The sequence below is a fragment of the Pseudomonas sp. Pse1 genome (assembly GCF_024519635.1).
Classification (GTDB): domain Bacteria; phylum Pseudomonadota; class Gammaproteobacteria; order Pseudomonadales; family Pseudomonadaceae; genus Aquipseudomonas.
Map to the genome: position 1 here is coordinate 242,121 of NZ_JALJRO010000003.1, position 21,161 is coordinate 263,281.

At 60.6% G+C, this 21,161-nt stretch carries 14 protein-coding genes; 8 read left to right on the forward strand and 6 right to left on the reverse strand.

Annotated features, from left to right (window positions below; genetic code table 11):
• Positions 1-38 precede the first annotated feature (38 nt).
• Together NR126_RS06230 and NR126_RS06235 are read right to left on the reverse strand one after the other, a co-directional pair.
• Positions 39-4,751 carry an NEL-type E3 ubiquitin ligase domain-containing protein gene (locus NR126_RS06230; protein ID WP_256829895.1) on the reverse strand — a complete coding sequence of 1,571 codons (4,713 nt, stop codon included), beginning with the start codon at positions 4,749-4,751 and terminating at the stop codon, positions 39-41.
• 166 nt (positions 4,752-4,917) lie between these two features.
• Entirely contained in the window at positions 4,918-8,031 is a 3,114-nt protein-coding gene (locus NR126_RS06235) for a transglycosylase domain-containing protein (RefSeq protein WP_256829896.1), read from the reverse strand.
• A gap of 474 nt (positions 8,032-8,505) precedes the next feature.
• On the opposite strand from NR126_RS06235, the gene NR126_RS06240 reads away from it, so the two are divergent.
• From NR126_RS06240 to NR126_RS06255, 4 genes are all read left to right on the forward strand, one after another.
• Positions 8,506-9,927, forward strand: coding sequence for an amino acid permease (locus tag NR126_RS06240; RefSeq protein WP_027619699.1), 1,422 nt, complete (start codon positions 8,506-8,508; stop codon positions 9,925-9,927).
• A 168-nt stretch (positions 9,928-10,095) separates the two neighbouring features.
• Positions 10,096-10,470: a GtrA family protein gene (locus NR126_RS06245; RefSeq protein WP_256829897.1), complete on the forward strand. Its 375-nt coding sequence runs from the start codon at positions 10,096-10,098 to the stop codon at positions 10,468-10,470.
• Positions 10,467-11,432 (forward strand): glycosyltransferase family 2 protein, encoded by a 966-nt coding sequence (locus tag NR126_RS06250; protein ID WP_051550562.1) that lies wholly within the window; start codon positions 10,467-10,469, stop codon positions 11,430-11,432. Before NR126_RS06245 ends, NR126_RS06250 begins: the two co-directional genes overlap by 4 nt.
• Positions 11,429-12,976 (forward strand): glycosyltransferase family 39 protein, encoded by a 1,548-nt coding sequence (locus NR126_RS06255; protein WP_105753920.1) that lies wholly within the window; start codon positions 11,429-11,431, stop codon positions 12,974-12,976. Before NR126_RS06250 ends, NR126_RS06255 begins: the two co-directional genes overlap by 4 nt.
• On the opposite strand, the gene NR126_RS06260 is transcribed toward NR126_RS06255, so the two are convergent.
• Both NR126_RS06260 and NR126_RS06265 read right to left on the reverse strand, forming a co-directional pair.
• Positions 12,954-13,256 carry a putative quinol monooxygenase gene (locus tag NR126_RS06260; RefSeq protein ID WP_027619702.1) on the reverse strand — a complete coding sequence of 101 codons (303 nt, stop codon included), beginning with the start codon at positions 13,254-13,256 and terminating at the stop codon, positions 12,954-12,956. The two genes, NR126_RS06255 and NR126_RS06260, sit on opposite strands and share 23 nt — an antisense overlap.
• Positions 13,257-13,312: 56 nt before the next feature.
• Positions 13,313-14,929: an FMN-binding glutamate synthase family protein gene (locus NR126_RS06265; RefSeq protein WP_256829898.1), complete on the reverse strand. Its 1,617-nt coding sequence runs from the start codon at positions 14,927-14,929 to the stop codon at positions 13,313-13,315.
• A gap of 217 nt (positions 14,930-15,146) precedes the next feature.
• Here NR126_RS06265 and NR126_RS06270 point away from each other — a divergent pair, with 217 nt between their 5' ends.
• Positions 15,147-15,569: an NUDIX domain-containing protein gene (locus NR126_RS06270; RefSeq protein ID WP_027619704.1), complete on the forward strand. Its 423-nt coding sequence runs from the start codon at positions 15,147-15,149 to the stop codon at positions 15,567-15,569.
• A gap of 24 nt (positions 15,570-15,593) precedes the next feature.
• Positions 15,594-16,226 carry a LysE family translocator gene (locus tag NR126_RS06275; RefSeq protein WP_256829899.1) on the forward strand — a complete coding sequence of 211 codons (633 nt, stop codon included), beginning with the start codon at positions 15,594-15,596 and terminating at the stop codon, positions 16,224-16,226.
• 73 nt (positions 16,227-16,299) lie between these two features.
• Here NR126_RS06275 and metR read toward each other — a convergent pair whose 3' ends face one another.
• Positions 16,300-17,217, reverse strand: coding sequence for a transcriptional regulator MetR (metR, locus tag NR126_RS06280; RefSeq protein ID WP_027619706.1), 918 nt, complete (start codon positions 17,215-17,217; stop codon positions 16,300-16,302).
• 106 nt (positions 17,218-17,323) lie between these two features.
• Between metR and metE the strand changes: the two genes are divergently transcribed.
• Together metE and NR126_RS06290 are read left to right on the forward strand one after the other, a co-directional pair.
• Positions 17,324-19,633 carry a 5-methyltetrahydropteroyltriglutamate--homocysteine S-methyltransferase gene (metE, locus tag NR126_RS06285; RefSeq protein ID WP_256829900.1) on the forward strand — a complete coding sequence of 770 codons (2,310 nt, stop codon included), beginning with the start codon at positions 17,324-17,326 and terminating at the stop codon, positions 19,631-19,633.
• Between the two features lie 145 nt (positions 19,634-19,778).
• A complete protein-coding gene (locus NR126_RS06290) occupies positions 19,779-20,813 on the forward strand; it encodes an alpha/beta fold hydrolase (protein WP_105753917.1) in 1,035 nt (344 codons plus the stop codon).
• A gap of 4 nt (positions 20,814-20,817) precedes the next feature.
• On the opposite strand, the gene NR126_RS06295 is transcribed toward NR126_RS06290, so the two are convergent.
• The gene (locus NR126_RS06295) at positions 20,818-21,156 is read right to left on the reverse strand and encodes a GlpM family protein (RefSeq protein WP_027619709.1); all 339 of its coding nucleotides are present in this window, start codon (positions 21,154-21,156) and stop codon (positions 20,818-20,820) included.
• Between the last annotated feature and the right edge of the window lie 5 nt (positions 21,157-21,161).

Here is a 21,161-nt window from a genome sequence, read left to right on the forward strand (position 1 = left end):
TCCAGCACCCTAGGTGTCTGACGCTCACGGCTGTGCTTTTACTGGCCGGCGCGACTCATGGCTGTGCGGGTCAAGCGTCTCGACAGTTCCTTCTCGGCGTCGCCCAGGTCGACCAGTAATCGGTCGAAAACCGCATCGCTGAACGGCTCATCGGCAAAAACTACCGTGTCCGGTGCCGGCAGGTCGTTCATCAGTTCCCGAAGCTGGCTGCGCAATGCGCCGCGCTGGATTTCAGTGTTCGACTCGACCCATTGGCGCTGTGTATCGCGCAAGGTGTCGAGTTGATCCGACAGGCGCTGGTAGCGACTTTTATTGGTGTCCATTTGGCTGGCATAGCGCTGGTTCAAATGGGTTTGCCAGAAGTCCTGTTCGAGCATTCGATCGACCAGGCCATCACCTTCGCCCAGGCTGAGCACCGTGTCATAGGCCTGATCGATCATTGCGTCGGTGACACCGGACACCGGCCGAAACAGCATACCCTTCGATTGCCAGGGCAAGTCGAGACGCTCTGCCAATCCGGTTTGATAGGCCAGGTAGACCTCGACTTCGTCCGGGTTGCCGCCACGGCTGGCGACATCGGCACGGGCAATGTCGTTAACCTGTTCCAGCCGTGCGGCGCCTTTGGCCAGGGTCACCAGTTTCTGTTCGAGCTGCGCCGGGTCGGTGGTATACGCATGGGCCTCGTAGGCGAGCACGTGGATGCCCATGTGATTGAACAACTGCGCCCCGGCATCAGCGCAATCCACCGGCGCGATGGCCATGGTGAACAGCTTTTCGCGCAGCGACGTGTCGACGTAGACCGCATCGAGCATGCGCCAGACACGCTGCACCAGTTGATCTCGGGCCTGGCCACCGGCTTTGTAGTCGGCAGAGAGCCGGGTATCGAGCAGCACGTTCAGGAAACGCTCGGCCTGGGGCTCATCGACCAGCTCCGCCCACAGATTGGCCCGCTCGACGCCCCAGCCGGGTACATCGTTCCAGTGGCGCGCGCTGTAGTCGGAGTTGACCACCCAGTCGGCCAGGCTGTTGGAGGGCACGATGGGTTCCGGGGGCAGTTGCACCGAGCGACGGATCGCCTGATAGCGAACCTGGTTTAACTCCGACAGGTTGCCGACATCCAGCCGGGTACGCGCCACGACCCAGGCCTGCGCTGAGCCGGGAACCACATCGGGAATCAGGCTGATCGGGTTATCTCTAAGATCCAGCAGAAAACCGCGGGGCCTGGTTTTGCTCAGCGTACCTTCAGGCCAGGCGGTAGTGACCGTGTCCCGCAACCCTACGACCTTCAGCCGGGGCATGCGTGAGATGTCGACAACCCTGCCCAAGGGGTTCTCATCCAGGCGCAGGATTTCCAGGTAGGTCAGTTGTTTCAGTTGCTCGACGGCACGGGTGTCCAGCACGATCTCATTGTCACTCAAGCGTAGGCGTTCGAGCCGGTGCATGGCACCGAGGTGTTCCGGCAGGCTCGTCAGGTTGCATCGACTGGCACTGAGTTCGCGCAGGTTGGGGAAGTCTTTCAGCAAGCCGTTGGCTTTGGCGGAAAAACGGGTGTTGTCGAGTTTCAGAATCGTGACCTTGTTCAGAAAACTTTGTAGCTGCTGCCGTTCGGGCCATTCGGACTGCAGATTCAGAGGCAACAGAAACTCCTTGTGTGACAGATCGAGCGCATAGCCATGCGGATCGGTACGACTACCGAATTGGGTGTTCCTTCGGTTGAAACAGTCGCGCAAGCGATCGGCAATGTGTCCCCGGATCCCGTTTACTGGCGAACCCATTGCACCCTCCTCATCGTAAAACGTTGCATTCCAGCGAATGAGCACATCGTTCAGCTCGTTGAGAACACTTTCTTGCTCTTCCAGAAACTGCATTGGCTCACCCCTTTCAATCAGGGCACTGGCAAACGTATCGACCTCGGCATCACTAAAGTGCGGATAAAGATCATGAATGCGCTCATGCACGGTTTGGCCGTCCCTGCTAAGCCCACCGCCCCGCACCAACAGCATCGTTTCAAGTTCGGCCATCGGTCGAATCGGCGGGTCGGCAAGCACGGTCCGGCGTTCGCTGGGCGCTGCCGACTTGAGCATGACCCATTGCCTGAACTGTTCCGCGTCACCCGATTTGTAGCCCAGGGCAGTGCGTCCATTCTCTTGCGTGGCCTGCAGCACGGCTTCGAAAAAGTCATCCGCTTCATGGATCGGCTGATCCTCGCCATCACGCACCTGATACTGCCCGGCCTCGTCGCGAATCAGTACTCGCACCCGCGTGGCGTCATCGGGGCCGACGCTGTAACGCAGCTCGCCATCGAATGTTCCCTGACGAATTTCCAGGCGCAGGTCGCCGAAGGTATCGGTGTTGAAGCGCAAGGTGCCCAGCACCAGGCGCTCGGTGTCGGGCGTGATTGATGCACTCGGGTACAGACCCTGGGCCGCTCGTACTGCTTGCGTTTCGAATTGCAGCTCTCGTGCCTGGGTCCTCAGGCGCAGCGGCAGGCGGTTTTCTTGTGTGATCCGCTGACGTTCCGCGGCACTGGCACGCGCATGGATTTGCTCTGCAACGGTCGCCGGCAGCTCGGGGAACTCGCTGAACAATGGCGCAATCTCTGGGGATATCGCAGCGGGTGCAATGGGCGGTGACGACAGGCGTTGCAGGGTATCGGTCAGCAGCGGTGGCGGCGGGGCGTTTTCAACGTGCACCCTGCGCAGCACGGCTTCATCGGTGCCGCTGATCTGGCGAACTTGCTCCAGTTGTTCATCGTTGAAAGTATCGGTGCTGTGGCCGAGGCGGCGCATCAGGGTCGAGCCTTCCCACTCGCGCGGGTTCTCCGTTTCGCTGACCCAGGCGCCCTGGCCGTTGTGGCGCAGGGTTGGCGCGTAGGCATCGGTGCGTCGGGGGTGGCGGATGCGCTGTTGCCCAGTGACCGGGTCTTCCAGCACTTCGAAGTGTTGCTCGTTCAGGCGCAAGATGCGCCGGCCCTGATGCTGGTGAATGCCCTGGTCATCAGGCCGGGCGTCCGCGGGCAAATCCACGTCGGTGCGTTGATAAGGACTGAGGTCAGGGTTCCACAAGCGCGTCTCACCGTTGGCCAACTGCACCGGTTTCAGGCCTTCGAAGAATGGCGAGAGCTTCGCCCGTGCGACGTTGCCCAGCGTGGCACCGGCTGCGAATGCCCCAAGCTGTACAACGCTTTCCAACACACCAATGGCCTGCTCGCCAGCCTCGGCCAGGTGGCCTTCAGCCAGATCAACCACACCCTCGACCACGCCATCGGTCAGTTGATAGGCGGTGTAGGCCAGCATCAACTCGCCGAGAAACGGCACAAAGGGTGTGACCACCAACAACGCGACGTTGAGGATGTCCGAGAGGATTTTTTCCAGGTTGTCCCACCAGGCCCAACGCGCCATGCGGTCGACGTATGAGGTGGAAATGGCAATTTCCCGGGCATCGTTGAGGATTTTGTTGAGTGCCTGCTGGTAGCAGTAGCGCCACAGATCGCCATCGAATGCACCTCTGCGGTCATCTTCCAGGCGGGTTACGCTGAACTGCAGGTCCGGCTTGTCCACCGCCGTTTCACGCCAGCTGGGGAGATTGGAGCCCGGAGTGGCGGGGGGCCAGGTCACCTTGCTCAAGCGCTCATTCAGCCGGGAAAAAAAGTGCCCCCGTTGTTCGTGCGCCACGAACTGGCTGAAGAACTGTTGGTAGCTCTGGGTCAATGGCGAGCCGGTCGAGGCGGGTGTTTGTGGTGCCCGGCTTTCTCGCAGTTGGCGAGTCAGCTCGGTCATGAACTCGATCGACGAGGCGTACTCCTTGAGTGGGTGTTCCGGGTCGTGGGGTATGTAGGCAATCAAGCGCTCGGGCGCAGCGCTGGTCGATGTCCCACAAACCATCAGGATAATTCCGGTCAGGGAGGTATCCATCATTGCCAGGTTGCAATACCTGACGGGTCTGTCGTTCCACTTCAGGTTTTTGCGCTTGTCGAGGGCGCCTTGTACAACCTCATAAGCACTTTGGCTGATGTCTTTTTTCATCAGGGCCAAGTGAGCGGCGGCACTCAGCGCGCTCTTCTTACTGAGGATGATCTTGTGTTGCAGGGTGCTGCTGGCCACGCTGTCCGAGGGCAGTAACACGGCCTTCAAGTGTTGTTGATACTGGGCACCAATATCCAGTTCACGGCACAGTGACTTGAACTGTTCAATGCTGATCTTGTGTTTAAGGGGCTTTATCAGGAAGTGCCCGCGCGCATCGGGTTGGGTGATGAACTCGGAGTCAGAGGTGAAGTTTTCGCTGGTTGCGAAGTTATGCAGTGCCGCGTCCAGCAGGGAAATCGTGCGGCTGGTGACTGCCGATGCGAAATCATGGGTCCACCAGGAAGTGGTCGCCGGGGCATAGAGTCGCAACCAGGTTTGCTTGACGTTGACCTCGACACCGTAGCGATCCTTGAGGGCTTTTTGCAGCAGCGGTTCGGCAAAGGCGTAGACGTCCTGCAGACCGTTGAGTGCCTGGTCGACACCATTCTGGGTGGTCCAGTGGTCCTTGATTGCACCTTGCAAGCGCAGGTGCGCGGAAGCCGGGGCTGCCTTGTTCCATTGGGGGATACGCAGTGGAACACTTTTTAGTTCGTTGACTCGGGCAGGGGACGTCTCTTTCAACCAGGCCGGAATGGCCTTTTTAATAAAGTCGTGGTGCCTGCTGTTGTTATTCAAGGCGAGTGAAGTCAGGCCTGGCGCGAGTGGCGTCGGCGGAATAATGGGCATGTGTTTGTCCGATTGCTGAATGTTGAGGCAACAGACTAAGTAAAGGGATAGGTGAAAAAAAGTTCAAATACAGACTGGGTTTTTGCCAGTCTGTTAGTTGATACATTTAATATTAAAGAGTGAAAAACATATAGTTAACGACACTTGAGTGCCGTTCGATTTCTGGTTATCGCGCCGCGCTCGCCTCGGGAGCCTGGCACAAAGTGTGGGTGCCCGGTTGCAGGTAGGGCGTAAGAATGGGTGCCATGCCCTTGAGGACCTGGACCGGCAACGCCGAGGTGAATTTGAAGTTTTCCGCCGAGCGTCCGGGCACAAAGGCGGTCAGGGTGCCGAAGTGGTGTTCGCCAATGTAGAACACGAAGGTCGCCGTGCGGTTGAGTGATTTGGAACTGAGAATCCGTCCACCGGAACCGATGGCTTCGATGCGGTTGTCGCCGGTACCGGTCTTGCCGCCCATGGCCAGCGGGGTGCCGTCGGCCAGTTTGAAACTTCCGGCGACCCGTTTCGCGGTGCCGGCGTCCACCACTTGCGAGAGGGCTTCGCGCAGGGCGGTGGCGACCTCGGACGGCATCACCCGTTTGCCGACGTCGGGGTCGTTGGTCAGGTGGGTTTCGTACGGGGTGTCAGCGGCGAAGTGCAGGCTGTCTATGCGCAGTGTCGGCATGCGTACGCCGTCGTTGAGAATGGTCCCGATCAATTCTGCAAGCGCGGCAGGGCGGTCGCCGGAACTGCCGATGGCGGTCGCCAGGGAGGGCACCAGGTGATCGAACGGATAGCCGACTTTCTGCCAGCGCTGGTGAATGTCGAGGAAGGCTTCGATTTCCAGCATGGTGCGGATACGACTGTCGCGGGCGCTCTTGTGTCGACTCTTGAACAACCAGCTGTAGACCTCCTGACGCTCGAACACACTGGCTTTGACGATGTCGCTGAAGGTGGCGTCGGGGTGCTTGAGCAGGTAACCGATCAGCCACAGATCGAGGGGGTGGACCTTGGCGATAAAGCCCTGGTCGGGCAGATCATAGGCGCCCGGGCCATAGTTGGCGTACAGACGCTCGAGACGTTCGTCGGTGAGTTTGTCTTTGTCCTTGAGGGTCTTGAGGTGCGAACGCACGAACGCATTGAAGCTCTCCTGCGGCGCTTCAGGCAACAGGTAACGGTGCACGGCAGCGAGGCGCATGGCGGTCGGGTGCATGCTGTCGAGGAAGGTGTCGAGCCGGGCCTGGGTATCTTTTTTCTGGTACTTCTTCCAGAACTTCAGCAGGAATGAGGTGCCTTCACGGTCGGCGAATTGCGCCAGGTATTCCTGGCGACGCGGATTGATGTCGTCCTTGAGCAGTTGCCCGCTGTTGTCCGGACCGGAGTAGGTGGTGTAACGCACGAGGTCGCGCATCAGACGGATAAAGGGCAGGTTGATCGACTCGCGCAGCGAATCGCGCAGGGTCGGCAGGCGGCCGTTATCTTCCTTGCGGAAGTTGTGGAAGGTATGCAGGCCGCCGCCGGTGAAAAACGCCTCGCCGGGGCTGGCCGAGTATTTTCGATCCAGCGCCGCGCCGAGCATTTTGCTCAGGCTGCGGTCGTTGTTCTGGATCAGGTAGTCGACGGCCCAGCGGCTCAGGCGGTCCTGGTCGGCGATCTCGACTTTTTTCAGTTCGGCGGGGGGCAGGTTGCCGTATTTGTCGTGCAGTTCAGCAATGATTTGCAAGTAAGTTGTCAGCACCCGCAGCTTGGCAGTGGAGCCCAGTTCGAGCTTGCTGCCTTCATTGATGTCGAAGGGCTGGTCGGTGCTGTCGGTCTGCACCCGTACCCGCGAGCCATCGGCCGTCAGTTCGAGCAAGGTGAAGCTGTAGCGAACTTGTGCGGTGCTGGTGGGTGTCAGCAGGCGTTCTCCGATCAGCCCGATCTGGGAGGCGAAGGCCGGGTCGGCGAGGCGCTTGAGGTAGTCGCTGGCCTGGGTTTGCAGATCACCCTGCAAGGTGCTGGTGGCGGACAGGTCGAGGCGGTCGAGGTCGTAGAGTGGGCGATTGAGCATCGAGGCGAGGCGGCTGCGGGCGACGCTGATGCCTTTGTTGGTTTCAATCGGCTGGATGGTCGGTTGCTGCACCCAGTCGCGGTACGTGGCTTTGCTGGTCAATGCCGCAGCGGTCAGGGCCGGGCTGAGCACGGCATTCTGCGCCAGCAGGCGAATGTGGCTGTCAGTGAGGTCGGCCAGATCGTCACGGCCCTTGGTCAGGTAATAGGAAGGTCGCCGCTGGGCAATCATCAGCGACAACACCTGACGCAGGGCCAGGCCGCGTTGTGCCAGGCTTTGCGGATCGGTGGCCTCACTGGCCAGCGCCTGGTTGACCTGATTGAAGTCGGCGCCGTACCAGACGCGCAAGCCTTCGGCCATGCCGTGCACTTCACCGTGGCCCGGCACCGCCGACAGGGGCACGCTGTTGAGGTAATCGCGCACGATGTTTTGCCGGGCGCCGAGGGTTTGCGGTCCGTCCTGATAGGCGCGCACGCTGGCGGAAATCATCTGGCGGATTTTTTCGCCGCCCGACACGGTCAGGCCATCCGGGGAGTGCCGGTACTTCTCCAACTGCGTAGCCAGGGTGCTGCCGCCGGCGGTCTGCCCGGGCAGGTGCAGCATCTTCGCCACCTGCGACCAGGCCGCCTTGGCAAAGCGTGGCCAGTCTACGGCGGGGTTGGATTTCGGCTCTTTGGGGTCGAGCAGGTCGCGGTTCTCGATGAACAGCAAACTGTGGGTCACCAGTGGCGGGATCGAGGCGAAATCCGCGTACAGCTGTTGCGGATATTTGTATTGGTAGAGCGGGGCGGTGGTGCAGTCGGTAATCGACAGCCCGGCCTGGATCTTCTCAGCGTAGGGTACGAAAAATCCGTTCTCGCTGTACTCCAGCAGCTTGGGCGAGAAGCGGGTTTGCTCTGTGATGACGTAGTCGCGTTTGAGCAGGCGCGGAAGGAATTCACCCAAGGCACTGTAGCCCAGGCGTTTATCGAAAGGACCGGCACCCGGATAGAAAATCGAATCGCTGGGTCCAGGGTGCATCGAATAACTCAATGACGCGGCGAAGCGGCTGAACTCGCGGGCCTGGAAACGTGAGGTGCGGACTTCTTTTTCGATGGCGAATCCCAGCACGATCAGAATGATCACCAGCAATAGCCAGAATGACCGCCAGACAAAACGACCACGAGGCTTTTTTTTCGGTAGAGGCGCTTCGTCCACGCTTTCAGTTGGCACCACAGGTTTACTCGAATCGGTTTGCCACAGAGCGCCCATAGTCGATTGATCCATTCACGCAGATTGATCGGACTTGCCTGAAGCTTAGACGCTGGTGGCGCGGGGTGAAAAATTTGTAACGGCAGAATTTTCGACCGGCTCCTCGTCAAACCCTCATGGAAGCCCCATCCCAGAGCGGTCCAACGGGTAAATACGGCCTAGGTAGGGGCATGACGCTCGCACTGGGCTGTGCAATACTCCGCGCCGTTTGGCAGCTTGAAAAACGATGAAACACAGTAAATACCGCTCTGCAGGAGCGGAATTTTCCGAGAGTTCTTTCTGAATTTCGTCGTTTATAGAGTGAAAATAACTGCAACAAGCTTTTTATACTGCGCCCCCCGCTGATCTTGCAGGTTTTGTCCTACAGGACGGTTCTACCCACGAAGTGGATCCGGTTTTAGCAAGCCCAGGCTTATCGGTCTGGGCTTTGACACTCGGTGGTCATATCCAATAACAAGACGAGGTTGTACCCCTATGCCAGTCGGCAATCACCAGCCCCACGGCGAGACCGCTCAAGGCGGCCCGCTCAAACGCGAACTCGGCGAACGGCATATTCGCTTGATGGCGCTTGGCGCCTGTATCGGTGTCGGTCTGTTCCTCGGTTCGGCCAAGGCCATCGAAATGGCCGGCCCGGCAATCATGCTCTCCTACATCATCGGTGGCCTGGCGATCCTGGTGATCATGCGCGCCCTCGGCGAGATGGCGGTGCACAACCCGGTGGCGGGCTCGTTCAGCCGTTACGCGCAAGACTACCTGGGCCCATTGGCGGGGTTTTTAACCGGCTGGAACTACTGGTTCCTGTGGCTGGTGACCTGCGTGGCGGAAATTACCGCGGTGGCGGTGTACATGGGCATCTGGTTCCCCGATGTGCCGCGCTGGATCTGGGCGCTCGCTGCGCTGATCAGCATGGGCTCGATCAACCTGATCGCGGTCAAGGCGTTCGGTGAGTTCGAATTCTGGTTCGCCCTGATCAAGATTGTCACCATCGTCGCCATGGTCGTGGGCGGTATCGGGGTGATTGCCTTTGGCTTCGGCAACGACGGCGTGGCCCTGGGCATTTCCAACCTGTGGACCCATGGCGGCTTCATGCCCAATGGCGTGCAAGGCGTGCTGATGTCCCTGCAGATGGTGATGTTCGCCTACCTGGGCGTGGAGATGATCGGCCTGACTGCCGGTGAAGCGAAGAACCCGCAGAAGACCATCCCCGATGCGATCGGCTCGGTGTTCTGGCGGATTCTGCTGTTCTACGTGGGTGCGCTGTTCGTGATCCTGTCGATCTACCCATGGAACGAAATCGGCACCCAGGGCAGCCCGTTCGTGATGACCTTCGAGCGCCTGGGCATCAAGACCGCCGCCGGCATCATCAACTTCGTGGTGATCACGGCCGCGCTGTCGTCCTGCAACGGCGGCATCTTCAGCACCGGCCGCATGCTCTACAGCCTGGCGCAGAACGGTCAGGCCCCGGCCGGGTTTGCCAAGACTTCGAGCAACGGCGTGCCGCGTCGTGCTTTGCTGCTGTCGATCGGCGCGCTGCTGCTGGGCGTGCTGCTGAACTACCTGGTACCGGAAAAAGTCTTCGTCTGGGTCACTGCCATCGCCACCTTCGGCGCGATCTGGACCTGGGTCATGATCCTGTTGGCTCAACTGAAATTCCGCCAGGGCCTGAGCGCCTCTGAGCGTGCGGCGCTGAAGTACCGCATGTGGCTGTACCCGATCAGCTCCTACTTGGCGCTGGCGTTCCTGGTACTGGTGGTGGGCCTGATGGCGTACTTCCCTGAGACCCGCATCGCGCTGTACGTCGGCCCGGCGTTCCTGGTGCTGCTGACCGTGCTGTTCTATGCCTTCAAGCTGCATCCGACCAGTGTGTCCCAAGCTACAGTGCGTCAGACGGCGTAAGCCTGTCGCGCGGTAATAAAAAACCCCGGTCGAGATGATCGGGGTTTTTTATGCCTTTCAGGGGGCTGATACCGCTGGTCCGAAAGGCATTTGCACCTGTGATTTCTGACAGTAGACACGCTCAATATCTTTAGCGAGGGTGGGCCTTGTGCAAGCGGGGGTGTCGCCATGGGACAGGTGTGGAAAGGTTTTTCCAGCTACACGGTGATTGGCGTCGCCAACACCCTCATTCACTGGCAGGTTTTTTTCCTGCTCAGTGTCGCGCTCGATTGGCGCCAGGCACGCAGCAATCTCATCGCCTTCTGCGTTGCCGCCTCGTTTTCCTTCTACATGAATGCGCTGTACACCTTCGACCACAAGCTGTCGGTGGGCGGTTACCTGCTGTTCATGGCGGCGATGGGCGCATTGAGCTACGGCGTCGGCCATCTGGGTGATCTGTGGCGCTTGCATGGGTTGCTGACGGTGGCGCTGTTTTCGGCGCTGAGCCTGGTGCTGGGTTTCTTCATTTCCAAATACGTGGTGTTTCGCGAGCATGCCGCATGAAGATCTCGCTGGTGGTTCCGGTGTTCAACGAAGAACAGACCATCGCGCTGTTCTATCACGCTGTGCGTCGCGAGTTGCAGTTGGATGATGCCGAGGTGGAGATCGTCTTTATCAACGACGGCAGCGTCGACGGCACCGCGCAACAGATTGCGGCCCTGGCGCAGGTCGATGACCAGGTAGTGGCGATCAATTTCTCGCGCAACTTCGGCAAGGAGCCGGCGCTGTTCGCCGGCCTCGAGTACGCCACGGGCGACGCGGTGATCCCGATGGATGTCGACCTGCAGGACCCGATCAACGTCATCCCGCAGTTGGTCGAAGCGTGGCACAAAGGCGCGGACGTGGTGTTGGCCAAGCGTCGGGATCGAGCCAGTGACGGCTATCTGAAACGCCACAGTGCCAGCCTGTTCTATCAGCTGTTGAATCGGATTTCCTACACCCGCATCGAGGAAAACGTCGGCGACTTTCGGTTGATGGACCGCAAGGTAGTGGACGTGATTCGCACCTTGCCCGAGCACCAGCTATTCATGAAAGGCGTGCTGTCCTGGGCAGGGTTCAACACGGTGGTGGTGGAGTACCAGCGCGCCCCACGAGTGGCCGGCAGCAGCAAGTTCAACGGCTGGAAACTGTGGAACCTGGCGCTGGAAGGGGTGACCTCCTTCAGCACCGTCCCGCTGCGCCTGTGGAGCTACGTCGGCGGGGCGATCTCGATTTTTGCCGTGCTCTACGCGGTGTACATGGTGCTGGACAAGATTTTCTTCGGCAACAGCGTGCCCGGCTACCCGTCGTTGATGACCGCGATTCTGTTTCTCGGCGGGGTGCAGTTGATCGGCATCGGCATCCTCGGCGAGTACATCGGACGCATCTATATCGAGGCCAAGCATCGGCCGCGGTATGTGGTCAAGGACATCGTCAGGCGCAGCTCTGAAACGACTGAAAAGGCTGTGCTGCAACGGATTGTATGAACGCAGGGACAGGCGAGGCGGGTGTCGTGATGATCGAGCGCTGGACGCTGCATCGCATGGGGGTGATCGGGCTGGTTGGCCTGGCATTGCTCGCCAGGTTCCATGGGATTACCGAGCCGGTGATCTGGTATGACGAAGGCTTCAGCCTGCTGTTGAGCCAGCGTTCGCCCGCGCTGATCTGGACCACCACGGCGGGCGATGTGCATCCGCCGTTGTACTACGTGGTCTTGCACTACTGGACGGCGCTATTGGGCCGCAGCGTGCTGTCGGTACGCAGCCTGAGCGCGCTCGCCGATGTCGGAACGCTGCTGTTGTGCATCAAGCTGATGAGCTTGCTGGTCAGTCGGCGTGCCGCACTGATCGCAGGCGTGTTGTTCGCACTGCTGCCGCTTGCCGTGCGCTACAGCCAGGAAGTGCGCATGTACACGTTGCTCGGCCTGTGGCTGATGGCGGCCACGGTCGTGTTGGTGTGTTGGGGGCGACAGCCGTACTCCAGACGTTATCCATTGTTGTATGTGCTGCTGATGGCAGCGGCCTTTTACACCCACTACTTTGCCGCGCTGTGTGTGCTGGTGCATTGGCTGTATTGGTCTGGGCTGGGCAGTGGCGAACCGGTGTTGCTGCCGGTGCGCAGATGGTTGTTGGTCAATGTGGCGATTGTCTTGCTTTATATGCCTTGGTTGCCGAACTTTGTTGAGCAGGCGCGGACAATGAAGGGGCTGGAGTGGATCCCGCCGATGACGTGGCAGACGTTGCCAGATTTCATCAGCCAAAGCACGGTAATGACAACGCCCGCCGAAGGCGGATGGTGGGGCGGATTGATCGTATCGGCGTTGATGATTGTCTGCGCTGTCCGGGTATTGACTGATCGGCGTATTGATCGGCGTTCGGCGCTGCTGCTGGTCGCTTATTTTTTCGTGCCGGTTGTTGTGGTGTTCCTGCTGTCATGGGCGGTGCCGATTTTCATCCCCAGATACCTGGTGTTTGCCGCCGTCGGCCTGCCGATGCTGGTTGCCATCACTCTGGATCGAATCGCTGCACGCTGGCCTATCGCTGCGCTGTTGTGCCTGTGTCTATTCGCAGCCGCACAGTGGAGTGGACTGCAGCGCGTGTATGCGCAACAGGACGGACTGAACGGCACCCTACCGCGCAAAATGGTCAGGCTGGACAGTATTGCCGAGGGGATAAGGCGCGAGTTTCAGGCGGGAGATGAAATCGTCATAGATGACTTGTTCTGGTATTTGCCGTTCAGTTATTACAACGACACCGGGATTCAGCCACGGCTTTATGTGTCCAGGTTGCCCAGCGGAAAGCCCAGCGGGCCGCTCGCCTATGGCGGCTGGTTGGTCATTCCTCAGCGCCTGGACTGGATTTTTTTCAGCGATGTCTCGGCATTGGAGCCCGTTGCGAAAAGAGTCTGGTGGGTGGCCCACAAGAATCCAAGGATATATACCGTGACATTCCCCAAAGGCTGGAAACAGACGCAGACAATCGATGGCGGTGACATCGAGGCGCGGCTGTTTATTCCGAACGCTGAGCGCTGAATCCATCCATCAACACCACCACACCTTCTCGCGCCTGATGCCGATTGATCTGCGGCACCAACCGCCGGAAGTGCTCGGTCTGGCAATGTGCATCGAGCGCCGCCTGGTCCGGCCATTGTTCGATGAAGATGAAATGCCCCGGGTCGCGCTGGTCGACAAACAGATCGTAGGCGATGCACGCGGGTTCCTGGCGGGTTTTCTCCACCAGTTCGGCGTACCACGGGCGCACGGTCTCGATGTGTTCGGGTTGGATGAAGTCTTCGGCGATGACTTTGAGCATGGGTCTTCCTTGATGTTGAAGCCCGTCGCCGGCGACGACGGGGCGTTGATGACGCGTCAGGCGGCGATGTCGTTGGGCTCGAAGCTATCAGCCCGGGCCATCTGCCACATCCGTGAGTAAAACTCGCCACTCACTTCACCGGTCAGCAACTCACCGGGCTTGAGGAACACGTGCAGTTGCGAGAACAGCTTGATCTCGGTGGCTGACATGCGCCGTACCAGGTGCTTTGCGGACAGTTGCGAAGGGTGTTCGAGGCCGGCGGCGGCAAGCATTTCCGCCAGCGCATTGAGGGTGCTGCGATGGAAGTTGTAGACCCGCTGGGCCTTGTCCGGCACCACCAGGGCGCGCTGGCGCAGGGTGTCCTGGGTGGCGACGCCGGTCGGGCATTTGTTGGTGTGGCAGGACTGCGACTGGATGCAGCCGATGGCAAACATGAAGCCACGCGCCGAGTTGGCCCAGTCGGCACCGATGGCCAGCACGCTGGCGATGTCGAACGCACTGACGATCTTGCCGCTGGCGCCGAGTTTGATCTTGTCTCGCAGGTTCAGGCCGACCAGGGTGTTGTGCACGAACAGCAGGCCTTCGCGCAACGGCACGCCGATGTGGTCGGTGAACTCCACGGGCGCGGCGCCGGTGCCGCCTTCCTTGCCGTCGACCACAATAAAGTCCGGCAGAATCCCGGTCTCCAACATGGCTTTGGCGATGCCCATGAACTCCCACGGGTGACCCAGGCAGAACTTGAAGCCCACCGGTTTGCCACCCGACAACTCACGCAGTTGCTGGATGAAGTGCATCATTTCGATCGGCGTGGAAAAGGCGCTGTGCCGCGACGGCGACACGCAGTCCTCACCCATCGGCACACCACGGGTGTCGGCGATCTCGCGGGTCACCTTATGCTTGGGCAGGATGCCGCCGTGGCCGGGTTTGGCGCCCTGGCTCATCTTGATTTCGATCATCCGCACTTGCGGGGTCTGCGCCTGGGCGGCGAAACGCTCTGGGTCGAAACGGCCCTCGGCGGTGCGGCAACCGAAGTAGCCGCTGCCCAGTTCCCAGGTCAGGTCGCCGCCGTGCTCGCGGTGATAGGGGCTGATGCTGCCTTCGCCGGTGTCATGGGCGAAGTTGCCGAGTTTGGCGCCCTGGTTCAGCGCGCGAATGGCATTGGCACTCAGGGAGCCGAAGCTCATGGCCGAGATGTTGAACACTGACGCTGAATACGGCTGGTTGCACTGCGGACCGCCGACGATCACCCGGAAACTGTCCGGGTCGGTCAGCGGCGCCGGACGCATCGAATGGCCGATGAATTCGAAACCCGACTGGTAGACATCGATCAGGGTGCCGAAGGGTTTGTCAGCGCTTTCGTTTTTTGCCCGTGAGTAGACCAGCGAGCGCTGCGCCCGAGAGAAGGGCAGGGCATCGCTGTCGGACTCCAGCAGGTATTGGCGGATCTCCGGGCGAATACCTTCGACCAGATAGCGGATATTGCCCAGGATCGGATAATTGCGGCGCACCGCGTGGGGGCTTTGCAGCAGATCGAAAATGCCCAGCAGACTCAGCGCGCCGGTGACCAGGGTCAGCGGCCAGATCCAGTCGTACTCGAGAAAGGGCAGGCTGGCGAGGGTGAAGATTACACAGACAGCAAAGAAGGCGTAGCGGCTCAGGAGTGACAGGCTCATACGGGTTCCTTGGGTTCGGACTCGGTGGAGTGCAGCGCCAGTGAAGTGTCTGGGCACCCTGAGGATAGCGCTGCAAAGGGCATTCGGGCGTCGTGGGCCTGATGCCATCTAGCTCGACATACTGGCCCACCCGGTCCGCTGGGGCAATCCAGCGAAGGTGGCGCTGCTGTCACGCGCATGTGATCCTTGCGCTTTTTGCCTTGAGGCTCACTCCGCCATGACTGTTTCATCGCGCACTATCCGCATCGCCGCCGCACTGTTGATCGCTGGGGATGGCCGTACGCTGTTGGTGCGCAAGCGGGGCACTGAGGCGTTCATGCAGCCTGGTGGCAAGATCGAAGCCCATGAACAACCGCTGCAGGCGCTAGTGCGTGAACTGCAGGAGGAACTCGGGCTGATCGTTGATCCGGCCCAGGCCAGTTATTTGGGAGCGTTTGCCGCGCCGGCGGCGAACGAGCCCGGTTTCACCGTCGAGGCCGAGGTGTTCCTGTTGCCGATCGAGCAGGCGGTCAGCCCTGAAGCAGAGATCGAAGAGGTGCTGTGGCTCGACCCGCATCAAGAGACTCAGGTACCGCTGGCCCCCTTGACGCGTGACCTGATCCTGCCGTTTTATTGCAACTCGTTACAGACCCCAGCCTGACTGTTCATTCACAAGGATGACGTGATGATTCCTGTCCACGATTTGCTGATCTTCGCCGCTGCCTCGCTGTTGCTGGTCCTGACACCGGGGCCAAACATGATCTACCTGATCTCGCGCTCGATCTGCCAGGGTCGCAAGGCGGGCGTGACGTCGTTGATTGGCGTGGTCGCGGGCTTCTTCGTGCACCTGTTCGCCGCTGCCGCCGGTTTGACCGCGGTGTTCCTGGCGGTGCCGATGGCGTATGAGGTACTGAAGTGGGCAGGGGCGCTGTACCTGTTGTGGATGGCCTGGCAAGCAGTCAAACCCGGCGCGCGCTCGCCGTTCGAGGCCCAGCAATTGCCGCCGGACTCGTCGCGCAAGCTGATGCTGATGGGCTTTTTCACCAGCGCGCTAAACCCGAAAATTGCGGTGTTCTACCTTTCAGTGTTCCCGCAGTTCATTAATCCGGAATACGGCTCGATCTTCTTCCAGAGTATCGCCCTGGGCCTGACCCAGATCAGCGTGAGCTTCACCGTCAACCTGCTGATCGCCCTGTTCGCGGCGGGTATCGCCTCGTGGTTCGTCAACAACCCGACGTGGCTGGCGGTGCAGCGTTACTTCATGGGGGCGGTGTTGGCGGGGTTGGCGGTTCGCCTGCTCTCTGAGCAGAAGCGCTGAGAGCGGTTTCAAGCGGCAAGCTAAAGCCCTACGAGTCACGCTTTAGCTTGCCGCTGTCATCTTGCCCCTGCTCTTAACGCACCACACTAACCCCATCCAACGTCGAAAACGATGTGTCCTTGGCCGTCAGCAGGAAGTCGCGCATGTAAGGCGCATCGAGCATGTCGGTGCGGATTGCCGCGTACAGGGTGGCGAACAATCCTTTTTCGCCCAGGCGCTTGGCCTTTACATAGCCCCGTGAGCTGTATTCATGCAGCGCCCAGTGCGGCATGCCGCAGACGCCGCGGCCGCTGGCGACCAGTTGCATCATCATCACCGTCAGCTCGGAGGTGCGCACTTGCGCGGGTTCGATGTCGGCCGGTTCGAGGAAGCGGGTGAAGATGTCCAGGCGGTCGCGTTCCACCGGGTAGGTGATCAGGGTTTCGCTGAGCAGGTCTTCGGCGACGATGAAGGGCTTGCTGGCGAGGCGATGCTGGTTGGCCACGGCGAGCATCGCTTCGTAGGTAAACAGTGGCACGTAAGTGATCCCGGCCAGTTCCAGCGGGTCGGAGGTCACCACCAGGTCGAGGTCGCCACGGGCCAGGGCCGGCAGCGGGGCGAAGGAGAAGCCCGAGGCCAGGTCCAGTTCGACTTCCGGCCAGGCGTCGCGAAACTGGTCGATGGTCGGCATCAGCCATTGGAAGCAACTGTGGCATTCAATGGCCATGTGCAGGCGCCCGGCCGTGCCGCCGGCCAGTCGCGCGATGTCGCGTTCGGCGGCGCGCAGCAGCGGCAGGGTCGCATCGGCCAGTTGCAGCAGGCGCAGGCCGGCGCTGGTGAAGCGCACCGGCTTGGTCTTGCGCACGAACAGCGGCATGCCCATGCGCTCTTCCAGTTCTTTGAACTGATGGGACAGGGCGGACTGGGTCAGGTGCAGGCGTTCGGCGGCTTCGACAAGGCTGTCGGCTTCGCGCAGGGCGTGCAGGGTCTTCAGGTGACGGATTTCGAGCACCGTGGCCTCCATGAATAAATTTTATGTTCAACACGAAAACGTTGAGTTTGTCTCATGATGGGTCGGCTGTCGACAATAGGCCATCTTTTACAGGGAGCAATTCACCATGGCCTTGGCCCACACCCTCGGTTTTCCACGCATCGGCGCCGACCGCGAACTGAAAAAAGCCCTCGAAGCCTACTGGAAGGGCGACCTCGACCAGCAGGCCCTGCACAGCGTCGGCCGGCAACTGCGCGCCAGCCACTGGCAGTTACAGAAAGACGCCGGTATCGATTTGCTGCCAGTCGGCGACTTTGCCTGGTACGACCAGGTGCTGAGCCATTCGCTGGCTTTCGGGGTGATCCCCGAGCGTTTCGACAGCACCCGCGACGAGCGCGGCCTGCCGACCCTCGACACCCTGTTCGCCATGGCCCGTGGTGCTACCACCGGCTGCTGCGCCGAACACGGTACGGCGCAATACGCCCAGGAACTGACCAAGTGGTTCGACACCAACTACCACTACCTGGTCCCGGAGTTCAGCGCCGACCAGCAGTTCAGCCTGAGCTGGGAACAACTGTTCGATGAAGTCGAGGAAGCCAAGGCCCTGGGCCATACCGTCAAGCCGGTGATCATCGGTCCGTTGACTTACCTGTGGTTGGGCAAGGCCAAGGGCAACGCCTTCGACAAGCTCGACCTGCTGGAGCGCTTGCTGCCGCTGTATAACGAGATCCTTGGCCGCCTGGCCGCTCAGGGCGTGGAGTGGGTGCAGATCGACGAACCTATCCTCACCCTCGATTTGCCGCAGGCCTGGAAAAGCGCCTTCGAACGCGCTTATCACATCCTCCAGTACTCGCCGCTGAAAAAGCTTCTGGCGACCTATTTCAGCGGCCTGCAGGACAACCTCGGGTTGGCGGTCGGCCTGCCGGTGCAGGGCCTGCACATCGACGCCGTGCGTGCCCCCGACCAACTGCTGCATGTGCTCGATCGCCTGCCGACCTACAAGATTCTCTCGGTCGGCCTGGTCAACGGGCGCAACGTCTGGCGCTGCGAGCTGGAGCCGGTGCTGGCGCAACTGCAATTTGCCCAGGAGCGTTTCGGCGACAACCTGTGGGTCAGCAGTTCCTGCTCGCTGCTCCACAGCCCGGTGGATCTGGAGCGTGAAGACAAGCTCGATCCGGAATTGAAAAGCTGGTTGGCCTTCGCCGTGCAGAAGTGCGGCGAAATTGCGGTACTGCGCGATGCCTTGAACGATCCGCAAGCGCCCAAGGTGCAAATGGCGCTGGCCGAAAGCCGGGCGATTGCCGCCAGTCGCGCCGAGTCGCCACGGATTCACAAGGCCGAGGTGCAGGCGCGGGTCAGTGCGGTGACGGCTGCTGACAGTCAACGCCATTCAGCCTTTGCCCAACGTATTGAGCAACAGCGTGCCCGTCTGAAGTTACCGGCTTTTCCGACCACCACCATTGGTTCGTTCCCGCAGACGGGGTCGATTCGCCTGGCGCGTCAGGCATTCAAGCAAGGCAAGCTTTCGGCCAACGATTACACCGATGCCATGCGTCACGAAATCCGCCACGCCGTGCAGGTACAGGAGCGCCTTGGGCTGGACGTGCTGGTGCACGGTGAGGCCGAGCGCAATGACATGGTCGAGTACTTCGCCGAGCAACTCGATGGCTACCTGTTCACCCGGTTCGGCTGGGTCCAGAGCTACGGTTCACGCTGCGTGAAACCTGCCGTCATTTATGGCGACCTGAGCCGTCCGCAAGCCATGACTGTCGAGTGGATCAGCTACGCCCAACAGCAGACCGACAAGATCATGAAGGGCATGCTCACCGGCCCGGTCACCATGCTGATGTGGTCCTTCCCCCGTGAAGACGTGTCGCGCAAAGTCCAGGCGCAACAACTGGCCCTGGCGCTGCGTGACGAAGTGCAGGACCTGGAGGCGGCCGGGATCAAGATTGTGCAGATCGACGAAGCGGCGTTCCGCGAAGGTCTGCCGCTGCGCCGCGCACAATGGCAGGAGTACCTGGACTGGGCAGTGGAGGCTTTCCGCTTGAGCGCCAGTGGGGTGCGGGACGAAACCCAGATCCACACCCACATGTGCTACAGCGAATTCAACGATGTGATCGAAGCCATCGCCGCCATGGATGCGGATGTGATCACCATCGAAACCTCGCGTTCGGACATGGAGCTGCTGGAAGCGTTCAAGGCCTTCGACTACCCGAATGATATCGGCCCAGGCGTCTACGACATCCATTCGCCACGGGTGCCGGACACCGCCGAGATGGTCAAGCTGATGACCAAGGCCGTGCAGCGCATCCCGGCCGAGCGCTTGTGGGTCAACCCGGATTGCGGCCTGAAAACCCGCGCCTGGCCGGAGACCGAAGCGGCGCTGGTGAACATGGTGGCGGCGGCGAGGCAGTTGCGTACTCAGCTGGCGTAACAGGGTTATTGGTCATGGTCGACATCGCTGTCGGCCATGACCGTTCGGCGCCCTTCATCAAACTGTCACGCAACTGTGGCAGCGCGCTTGAACAAACATCATCAGACTCGCGCTCTACTGGGGTTCTGCGTTTCGGTGTTTTTTCATGGGTGCTGGTTTCTTTTCAAAAGTCTTTTTTCTAGCCGCGCTGTTGTTCGGCCTGCCAGCTCTGGCGGCCTCGCGTTGCGACGTCAACGTTCCTGTCGAGCGCGTCGATCTGGCCCAGCTCAGCCTGGCGTACCAGAGCATCGGACGGGCCTCGGATCCGGCATTGCTGCTGGTGATGGGCCTCGGTGGGCAGTTGATCCACTGGCCGGACGAGGTGGTGGTCGCGCTCTGTGAGCAGGGCTTTCGGGTGATCCGCTACGACAACCGCGACGTCGGTTTGTCGACCTGGCGCCAGGCTCCGGCCAGCGCCAACCTGACCTTCGAGGCGTTGCGCTACAAGCTCGGCCTGCCGGTTTCGGCGCCTTATACCCTGACCGACATGGCGGACGATGCCCTGGGCTTGATGGACGGCCTGCACATTGAACAGTTCCACGTGCTGGGCGCGAGCATGGGCGGGATGATTGCCCAGCATGTGGCTGCGATGGCGCCGCAACGGGTTGAAAGCCTGACATTGATCATGAGCAGTTCCGGTGCCGAAGGCTTGCCGGCACCCAACGCGGCGCTGGTGCAGTTGCTCTCGCGACGCAGCGCGCCGAACCGCGAGGTAGCGCTGGAGCAGCAGGCTGACTTGCTGGCGGCGCTGGGCAGTCCGCAAGTGACTGATGACCGCCAGGCGTTGCTGCAGCAGGCGGCGCAGTCCTATGACCGGGCGTTCAATCCCGAAGGTGTGAAGCGGCAGATCATGGCGATCCTGGCCGAGCCGAGCCGGGTCACGTTGCTCAATCAACTGCGAGTGCCGACCCTGGTGGTGCATGGCACCGCCGATCCATTGCTGCCGGTGATGCACGGCATTCATCTGGCGGCGCACATCCAGGGCAGCCAGTTGAAACTCATCCCGGGGCTCGCCCATCGCTTCCAGGAAGCCTTCAAGGCGCCGTTGCTGGCAGCGGTGTTGCCCTATCTGCGGCAGCACCGCGAGGACACTTCGCATTGGGCGCAGATCGAGCCAGTGCGCGGGATCAACCTGCTCTGACGTCTCAGGCGTGGACCCTGACCCAGACGCTGACCAGCACGGTCGCGGCCATCAACCAGGCCACGGCGGCCACCGCCAGCGATGCTTCCAGGCGCATCTTGTCGACCATCACGTACAGGGTCGCCAGGTAGACGAAGTAGGGGATGATCGACCACATGCCAAACACAATGGTGGTCTTCAGGTCGTCCAGCGAACGGCCCTTGCCGACAATGTAGTGGGCAATCAGGGCGAAGGTCGGAAATAACGGTACCAGCCCAGCGATGTAATAGTTCTTGGTCTTGGCCAGTGCGGCGAGAATCACCACCACGGCGGCACCCAGTGCCGCTTTCAATAACAGATCCATGGTTA

Bases quoted from the DNA above. Each gene is read 5' to 3' on its own strand.
- NR126_RS06295 (WP_027619709.1), bottom strand. From the start codon at position 21,156: ATGGATCTGTTATTGAAAGCGGCACTGGGTGCCGCCGTGGTGGTGATT.
- NR126_RS06230 (WP_256829895.1), bottom strand. From the start codon at position 4,751: ATGCCCATTATTCCGCCGACGCCACTCGCGCCAGGCCTGACTTCACTC.
- NR126_RS06290 (WP_105753917.1), top strand. From the start codon at position 19,779: ATGGGTGCTGGTTTCTTTTCAAAAGTCTTTTTTCTAGCCGCGCTGTTG.
- NR126_RS06235 (WP_256829896.1), bottom strand. From the start codon at position 8,031: ATGGGCGCTCTGTGGCAAACCGATTCGAGTAAACCTGTGGTGCCAACT.
- NR126_RS06245 (WP_256829897.1), top strand. From the start codon at position 10,096: ATGGGACAGGTGTGGAAAGGTTTTTCCAGCTACACGGTGATTGGCGTC.
- NR126_RS06255 (WP_105753920.1), top strand. From the start codon at position 11,429: ATGAACGCAGGGACAGGCGAGGCGGGTGTCGTGATGATCGAGCGCTGG.
- NR126_RS06260 (WP_027619702.1), bottom strand. From the start codon at position 13,256: ATGCTCAAAGTCATCGCCGAAGACTTCATCCAACCCGAACACATCGAG.
- NR126_RS06275 (WP_256829899.1), top strand. From the start codon at position 15,594: ATGATTCCTGTCCACGATTTGCTGATCTTCGCCGCTGCCTCGCTGTTG.
- metE (WP_256829900.1), top strand. From the start codon at position 17,324: ATGGCCTTGGCCCACACCCTCGGTTTTCCACGCATCGGCGCCGACCGC.
- NR126_RS06265 (WP_256829898.1), bottom strand. From the start codon at position 14,929: ATGAGCCTGTCACTCCTGAGCCGCTACGCCTTCTTTGCTGTCTGTGTA.
- NR126_RS06270 (WP_027619704.1), top strand. From the start codon at position 15,147: ATGACTGTTTCATCGCGCACTATCCGCATCGCCGCCGCACTGTTGATC.
- NR126_RS06250 (WP_051550562.1), top strand. From the start codon at position 10,467: ATGAAGATCTCGCTGGTGGTTCCGGTGTTCAACGAAGAACAGACCATC.
- NR126_RS06240 (WP_027619699.1), top strand. From the start codon at position 8,506: ATGCCAGTCGGCAATCACCAGCCCCACGGCGAGACCGCTCAAGGCGGC.